The sequence below is a fragment of the Echinicola sediminis genome (assembly GCF_054777495.1).
The window spans coordinates 89,266-96,677 of sequence record NZ_BAAHAP010000001.1 but is presented as its reverse complement, the minus strand read 5'-3'; the positions used below and the strand labels follow the sequence as shown (position 1 = coordinate 96,677).

9 protein-coding genes are annotated in these 7,412 nt (G+C 44.2%); 7 read left to right on the top strand and 2 right to left on the bottom strand.

Going from position 1 to position 7,412, the window contains the following annotated elements; genetic code table 11:
• The coding region (locus ACYVAA_RS00435) for a toxin-antitoxin system YwqK family antitoxin (protein WP_460538015.1) at nucleotides 1–355 on the top strand (355 nt) is incomplete at its 5' end.
• Nucleotides 328–714, top strand: a complete 387-nt coding sequence (locus tag ACYVAA_RS00430; RefSeq protein ID WP_460538014.1) for a hypothetical protein — start codon at nucleotides 328–330, stop codon at nucleotides 712–714. The genes ACYVAA_RS00435 and ACYVAA_RS00430, both read left to right, overlap by 28 nt.
• 280 nt (nucleotides 715–994) lie before the next feature.
• Here the strand turns inward: ACYVAA_RS00430 and ACYVAA_RS00425 are convergent, their stop codons facing one another.
• The gene (locus tag ACYVAA_RS00425) at nucleotides 995–1,378 is read right to left on the bottom strand and encodes a VOC family protein (protein ID WP_460538013.1); all 384 of its coding nucleotides are present in this window, start codon (nucleotides 1,376–1,378) and stop codon (nucleotides 995–997) included.
• A gap of 327 nt (nucleotides 1,379–1,705) precedes the next feature.
• Here ACYVAA_RS00425 and hemH point away from each other — a divergent pair, with 327 nt between their 5' ends.
• From hemH to ACYVAA_RS00405, 4 genes are all read left to right on the top strand, one after another.
• The gene (gene hemH, locus ACYVAA_RS00420; RefSeq protein ID WP_460538012.1) at nucleotides 1,706–2,737 is read left to right on the top strand and encodes a ferrochelatase; all 1,032 of its coding nucleotides are present in this window, start codon (nucleotides 1,706–1,708) and stop codon (nucleotides 2,735–2,737) included.
• A gap of 95 nt (nucleotides 2,738–2,832) precedes the next feature.
• A complete protein-coding gene (locus ACYVAA_RS00415; protein WP_460538011.1) occupies nucleotides 2,833–4,011 on the top strand; it encodes a CynX/NimT family MFS transporter in 1,179 nt (392 codons plus the stop codon).
• 40 nt (nucleotides 4,012–4,051) lie between these two features.
• Nucleotides 4,052–4,654 (top strand): DUF2179 domain-containing protein, encoded by a 603-nt coding sequence (locus ACYVAA_RS00410; protein ID WP_460538010.1) that lies wholly within the window; start codon nucleotides 4,052–4,054, stop codon nucleotides 4,652–4,654.
• Nucleotides 4,655–4,658: 4 nt separating this feature from the next.
• Nucleotides 4,659–5,192, top strand: coding sequence for a hypothetical protein (locus ACYVAA_RS00405; RefSeq protein ID WP_460538009.1), 534 nt, complete (start codon nucleotides 4,659–4,661; stop codon nucleotides 5,190–5,192).
• Here the strand turns inward: ACYVAA_RS00405 and ACYVAA_RS00400 are convergent.
• Nucleotides 5,174–6,151, bottom strand: coding sequence for a 1-aminocyclopropane-1-carboxylate deaminase/D-cysteine desulfhydrase (locus ACYVAA_RS00400; protein WP_460538008.1), 978 nt, complete (start codon nucleotides 6,149–6,151; stop codon nucleotides 5,174–5,176). The genes ACYVAA_RS00405 and ACYVAA_RS00400 overlap by 19 nt on opposite strands.
• Between ACYVAA_RS00400 and ACYVAA_RS00395 the strand changes: the two genes are divergently transcribed.
• On the top strand, nucleotides 6,150–7,199 hold the full coding sequence (locus ACYVAA_RS00395; protein ID WP_460538007.1) for an RluA family pseudouridine synthase: 1,050 nt from the start codon (nucleotides 6,150–6,152) through the stop codon (nucleotides 7,197–7,199). The two genes, ACYVAA_RS00400 and ACYVAA_RS00395, sit on opposite strands and share 2 nt — an antisense overlap.
• The last annotated feature ends 213 nt before the right edge of the window (nucleotides 7,200–7,412 follow it).

The following is a 7,412-nucleotide window of genomic DNA, read 5'->3' as shown; positions in this document are numbered from 1 at the left end:
AATTTTAATGATAATGACTATATCTTGTCAAAAAGAAAAACTGAATTTTATAGAGTTTCCAATGGAGAATCTTCCAATTAAAATTTCAATTAATGATACAACTAATCTGAGTATTGAATTATATGAAAACGGGTATATTAAATCTATCACTACAAAAAATAAAGAAGGAATTAAAAATGGTCCTCATATAGAATATTTTCCGAATGGGATAATGAAAGAGAGGTACACTTGGGTTAAAAATGAAATATCTGGAAAATATGAGATATTCAATGACTTGGGAGATAAGTTAGTACGTTATACATATGTTGATGGTAAAAAAATGGAGATATGTTTGAATTCTCTAACGATTCATTGATTAAATCTCATTTTTTATTTAAGGATGGAAAGGCTATTTATTTAGGTGCATATGGAGATGGAAGAAAAGGTTTAAGTTCACCACTTCCTGTTTTTAAAAATGAGCGAATTAGAAATGATAGTACATATGAAGCAGAAATTACTTTCCCATTTTCATTTAAGGGCGATATGGATATATTGTTGCTTGATACAATAGAATATGAAAAGGAATTTGTGGACAAGTATAATATTAATCTGACAATTACCAACTTTGATAAGAGTTGGAAAGTTTACGAATTATTGCTTGATTATAGTCCAGCTGAAGACGATAGTTTGGCCGCAACAGAACAAATCTATAAGCATACTATTAATGTAGAATAGTTTGTTCGTATCATTCTGATGAAAGAGGCTTGAGAAGATAAATATATAGTCTACTCCCCCCCCTCTGGGTATAGAAGAAACATGGTTAGGACTAGGTGTAGTTTGCAACTACACCTTTCTATTTTCTAAAATTTGCAATTCGGGCGATTATAGTTATTCCCATTGAATGGGAGAAGCCTATCAGATCTGGGACCAAGAAATGCGCTCTGCCTAGAATAACCGAGCCTCTCTGCGAGGGATTTGGTATCCTTCTCGGAGAGAGGCTTTCCAAAGTCAGCTGTTATTTTCTTGAGTGGAAGCCTATGGTATTGCCTTCGGTGTCCAAAGCCAATGAAATAAAGCCATATTCACCGATGGACATTTTGGCCTGAAGGATTTTTCCACCATTGCCTTCTACCCGGCTTTCTTCTTTTGCGCAGTCTTCACAGCCAAAATAAACAAGGGTGCCGCTTCCCCCAGGTTTCATTTCATCCATCTTTACCAAAGCCCCCGAAGCACCATAGCCTTCCATATTGCCGGGGAACCCTTTCATCTTAATGGATGGATTGTTGGGATCGCTCATGTCTTCCAGTTTGACCTGCATTACTTTTTCATAAAATTTGCCGGCTCGTTCCATGTTGTCCACATAGATTTCGAACCATACTATTGAATTTTGTGCTTCCATCGTTTTTGGGTTTTTGTTAACGTCTTTATTAAAGCTTTATAAAAGATAGCAAAAATTTTGGGGCAAATTCCGGGTTTTATTGATAAGGGTAATTTCTTTTCTGTTGAAGGAGGGTAATGGTCCCGAAATAAGTGACAATGTACCCTGAAGGCAACGCTTGGATACTTCGTGACTTTTCCAGAATAAGCTTAAAATTCCTTTCCTTGGAAGAAAGGAAATGATAGTTGTCCAGCCCTGTTTGAGAAAAAGAGCTGCTTGTACATCGATTAGCAATTTGAAACAAATGATCGTAATTTTGGTTCGTCACTTTAAAGAATAATTTTGTGTATGACAAATAACGCCAAAACGGGGGTATTACTGGTAAATTTAGGGACCCCTGACAGTACAGCGGTTCCTGATGTCAGGAAGTACCTTCGTGAGTTTTTGATGGACGGGCGGGTGATTGATATTCCCTTTGTTTCCAGATGGTTTTTGGTCAACTGCATCATCGCACCATTTCGGGCACCGAAGTCAGCGGCCGAGTATAGGAAGCTGTGGACGGACAGGGGATCGCCCTTGCTTTTTCATACTGAAGATCTAAAAGAAAAGCTGGTCAGCCAGCTAGATGCCCGGAAATACCATGTTGAAATAGCCATGCGCTATCAGTCGCCCAGTATAGAGAAAGGCCTTAAGGCGATGCAGGAGGCAAAGGTACGGAAGATCATTGTCCTTCCCCTCTTTCCCCAATACGCTTCGGCCACCAATGGCTCGGTAATCGACAGGGTCATGGAAATCGTCAGGAGCTGGCAAGTGATTCCGGACATCAATTATGTAGCGCGTTTTATGGACCATCCTCTTTTTTTGGAGGCTTGGAAGGAATTGGCAGAGGAGAAAATGAAGGGGACTGCGTACGATGCCTACCTTTTTTCCTACCATGGCCTTCCGGAAAGACAAATCCAAAAAGCTTCCTGCAATGGGTATTGCCAGTTAAATGATGCATGCTGTTCCAAGCAGGTTCCTGCCAACCAGTTTTGCTACCGGTCACAGTGCTATTATACGACCAGGTTGCTTGCGGATAAGTTGGGGCTGCCTGCAGATAAGGTCCACACCTCCTTTCAGTCCAGGCTGGGCAAAGACCCGTGGGTGCAGCCCTATACGGAGGATAAGATCAAAGAGCTGGCTGCTTCGGGAATGAAAAAGGTGTTGGCTTTTTCTCCGGCCTTTGTTGCAGACTGTTTGGAAACCACCATAGAAGTAGGAGAGGAATATAGGGAAGTGTTTGAAGAGGCTGGTGGAGAACGGTGGGACCTGGTGTCCTGTCTCAACTCCAACGATACTTGGGTGGACTGTGTCAAAGATTTGGTGCTGCAAAATACCTAAACGGTCGCAGCAACGGTTTCTTAAAATTTTTGCAGGCATGAACTGTTTCTGATCAGAGTCAGTTTATTGTCAATCTGTCATCGTATTCAGCATTAATGTATAGCAATCAGCAAGGCCAGCATCTTTCCAATAGTCTGTTGATCATTGGGATTATATTGGTTTCTTTCAGTCTTCGACCCTCGATTACCTCAGTGGGCCCCTTGATTCCGATGATAAGGGAGGATTTGGGGCTTTCGAATGCCTGGGCAGGATTTCTGACCACCCTGCCTTTGTTGACCTTTGCCACTTTTTCCCTGCTGGCTTCCAAGATCGGGAGTAGTATGGGTAATGTACGTGCCATATTGCTTGGCCTGGCCATTATTGGGATTGGGGTGTTTGCCCGAGTCCAAGGGGGAGCTTTTTTGCTGTACATGGGTACAGCCATTACCGGTGTGGGGATCGTCATCTGTAATGTACTCTTGATCCCCTTGATCAAAATCAAATTACCCCAGAAGATCGGGATTATGACCAGTGTGTATACGACCGGCATGTCCTTGTTTGCAGCGGTAGGCTCGGGAGTGAGTGTTCCTTTGGCCGTGGATGCAGGAATGGGTTGGCGCGGGGCATTGTTGATTTGGTTGGCTTTGATCATGGTAGCCATGCTGGTGTGGATTCCTCAGATAAAAAGAAACAAGGTCAGTGGAGCAGAAGAAGGAATGAAGGGAGGGAAGAATGTTTGGAAGTCCAAGTTGGCCTGGCAGGTAAGTATTTTTATGGGGATCCAGTCCTTGCTTTTTTTTACCCTGATCGCTTGGCTACCGGATTTGTTGATAAGCAAAGGTTTTACAGCCGGAAGGGCAGGTTTGATCCTTAGCCTGATGCAGATCATTGGACTGATAGGTTCATTTGCTGCCCCTTTGATAGCGGTGAAGTACGATACCCAGGTGCGAACATCCGTGGGCATTGGTTTGGCCTATTTGCTGGGGTTTTCTACCTTGTTTTTTGATCACGAACTGGTTATTTATGCAGGTATGGTAGTGGTGGGGATTTGTTTGGGCGCCAGTATCAGTTTGTTGTATACGCTTATTGGGCTGCGCGCCGAGGGCGCGACCATTGCAAGGTTGTCGGGCATGGCCCAGTCCGCAGGCTACTATCTGGCGGCTTTAGGACCTTTGGCAGGTGGCATACTGTTTGATTTCTTTCAGGATTGGAATATTTTGGTTATTATGCTGATGTCCTGTTCCCTGGTGTTTATTTACCTGGGCACCAAGGCGGGGCAAAACACTAAAGTTTAAAAAAAATATTTTCTGTAGAACATAAAAAAGCGGTGTAATTATGCAGGAGTTTTTCGGCTCTTTTGGAATGGATGAAGATGTGTTTTCCTACATTGTCATGCCTTTGTTGATTTTCTTTGCCAGGGTAGGGGATGTGACCATCAATACCCTGAGGATCATGTTTGTCCTCAATGGAAAGAAAAACGTAGCGCCCATTTTAGGCTTTTTCGAAGCGTTGATCTGGCTCTTGGCCATTGGGCAGATATTTCAGAATATAGACAATCCCATGTCTTATTTGGCCTACGCAGGAGGCTTCGGGGCCGGGACCTATATTGGGATGGTGATCGAGGAAAAATTGGCTCTTGGCCGTGTACTGGTCAGGGTGATTACCAAAGAGCCTATGCCCGAGCTCATCGAGTTCATGAAGGCAAGGGATTACCGCTTTACCAATGTCGGGGCTGAAGGAAGGTACGGTAAAGTGAACCTGTTGTTTACTGTAATGAAGAGGGATTCCCTAAAAGAATACATCAAAAAAGTAAAATCCTGTAATGATAAGGCATTTTATACCATTGAGAGTGTCAAGAGGATAAGTGAGGATGATTTTAACGTTATGGAAGACCGGCCGCGGTTTACGAATAAGATATGGAACCGTGTAAGGAAATAAGGACATGGACTTTTTAACGCTGATTGAAGCAAGTCATTCCAAGTCGAACACGGCCATTATAGTAGATGATATCGGGGAGGACGAAAAGAAATTTGCGGACTTGTTCCGCATTTTTATGAAGGGCCCTTACCGGATTACACAAAGGGCCGCCTGGCCTCTAAGCCTGATTGTGGAAAGGCATCCTGCTTTGCTGATGCCGTATTATAAGGAGATCATTTACATGCTGAAAAAGCCAGGTGAACATGATGCGGTGAGAAGGAATTTACTTAGGGTATTGCAGGATCAGCAGATACCATCCGCCTATGAGGGGGAGATATTGGAGCTTGGCTTTGAATTCCTTCAGGACAAGCAACAGCCTATTGCCATCCGGGTGTTTGCCATGCAGGTGGTGTACAATCTTTCGGACAGTTACCCTGAGATCAAACCAGAACTTAAGGTGATCATCGAAGATATGCTGCCTTATGCCTCGGCCGGAATAAAGAGCAGGGCCAGGAAATTGTTGGCAAAGCTGAATAAGGGTCACAGGGATTCATTATAACGTTCGTTAAAACCTGCTATGCCCTGAAGGCCTCCCGAATGGATCAGCATGATATTGGCCCCCTTTGGAAAATAGCCTTTTTTTAACAGGTCCATTACCGCATAAAAAAGTTTTCCGGTATAGATCGGCTCTAAGGGTATCTGAAAGTCCTGCTTGAATGCTTTGATGAAATCTATCAGCTCCGGTCGGTGTTTGGCATATCCCCCAAAATGGTATTGGGTGAGGATTTCCCAATCGCAAGCAGGACTGATTTGGTGGGATTTCAGAAGTTCGTGGATCTCTCCCCGTATAAATTCTCCTTTTAAAGCAGAAACCCCAATTACTTTTTGCTGCGGTAATGCGGATTGGATCAGGCCACAGATCGTGCCTCCTGTCCCTACACTGGCGCAAATATAGTCCATGGCATGGTCTTCTTGGGTCAAGATCTCTGATGCACCTTTTATGGCCAGATCATTGGTGCCTCCCTCGGGGATAAGGTAAAAGTCCCCGTGTTCTTTATGGAGAAGATGGATGATTTCCTGGCTGTGCTTATTACGGTAAGTGCTTCGGTCCATGTAATAAAGGGCCATGCCGCTTTCTTTGGCAAAACGGAGGGTAGGATTAAGGCCTTGGGCGGCCTCTCCCCGTATGATGCCGATGGACTGGAAACCGTTTGCTTTCGCCGCTGCCGCAGTGGCATAGATATGATTTGAAAAAGCCCCGCCGAATGTCAGGACGGTTTTGAATCCCTGTTCCTTGGCCTGCATCAGGTTGTATTTTAGTTTGAAAAATTTGTTGCCGCTTACCAAGGGGTGGATAAGGTCTAGTCTTTTGACATAGACATTTACATCAAAAGGGGAGTTTTCAGGAGTAAAAATGGGGGTAGTAGGGATGTTATCGGCAGCGAGCAAAGCGTGGATTTTTTTGATTTCATCAAAATTATCAAAAACTTTTTCAATAGACCTGTATTTTTGCACCATGAAAGAAGAATTGGACGAAGATATCTTTGACAGAAATGAAGACGATGACGATCTCTATGAGCATCTAAGGATTGAGGTGGACAAGGGGCAGACGGCGATACGTTTGGATAAGTTTTTGACAGAGAAGGTGGCCAATGCCACAAGGAACAAAGTGCAGCGAACCATAGAGGATGGTAATGTCAAAGTCAATGGCCAATCTACCAAAGCCAACTATAAAATCAAGCCAGGGGATGTGATTACGGTGATGCTGGAGGCAGCTCCCCGGGATACCGAGGTCATCCCGGAGAAGATCGATCTGGATATTTTATTTGAAGACGAACATTTGCTGGTGGTGAATAAGCCGGCAGGAATGGTTGTTCATCCCGCTTACGGGAACTGGACAGGGACTTTGGTGAATGGACTGGTGTATCACTTTAATCAGCTGCCTGAACTGCCCGGGAATTCCGGAAGGCCAGGTTTAGTGCACCGGATTGATAAGGATACCAGTGGCTTGTTGGTGATAGCAAAGTCTGAATTGGCAATGTCTGATCTGGCAAAGCAGTTTTTCGATCATAGTATAGAACGGACTTATATTGCATTGGTCTGGGGAGAGCCAAAAGAAGATAAGGGAACGGTGGATGCCCATGTTGGCAGAAGTGCAAAGGATAGGAAGGTAATGGATACCTACCCCGATGGCGAGCAAGGTAAAAATGCCGTTACCCATTGGAAAGTGTTAAAGCGGCTGCGTTACGTGTCTTTGGTGCAGTGCAATCTGGAAACCGGGAGGACCCACCAGATCAGGGCCCATATGAAGTACTTAGGGCACCCCTTGTTCAGTGACCAAGTGTACGGTGGGGATAAGATCCGAAAAGGCACCCAGTTTTCAAAGTACAAGTCTTTTGTACAGAACTGCTTTAAGCTTCTGCCCAGACAGGCATTGCACGCCAAGTCCCTGGGGTTTGTGCATCCTGTAAGCAAGGAGTTTGTGCAGTTTGATTCGGCCATGCCTCCTGATATGGAGCAGGTGGTAGAACGGTGGCACAATTACGTTAATTTCGAAAAGGAATAACTCAATCATGGCTGATCAATTAAAGGGTGATCGGTTCGTTGTGTAAGAAGGGGCAAGAAGGTTTTCAGCATTAGCAGCCCAGGAGATCAGGGTGTATTCCCCTTTCCGCTAATGCCGTTGGCCATTTAATGGTGAAATCCCTAATATGGAAACTTGATATACGTTATGGAGTTTTCAATAAAGTACTGTTTTTTTAATGAATTCAGAACTATT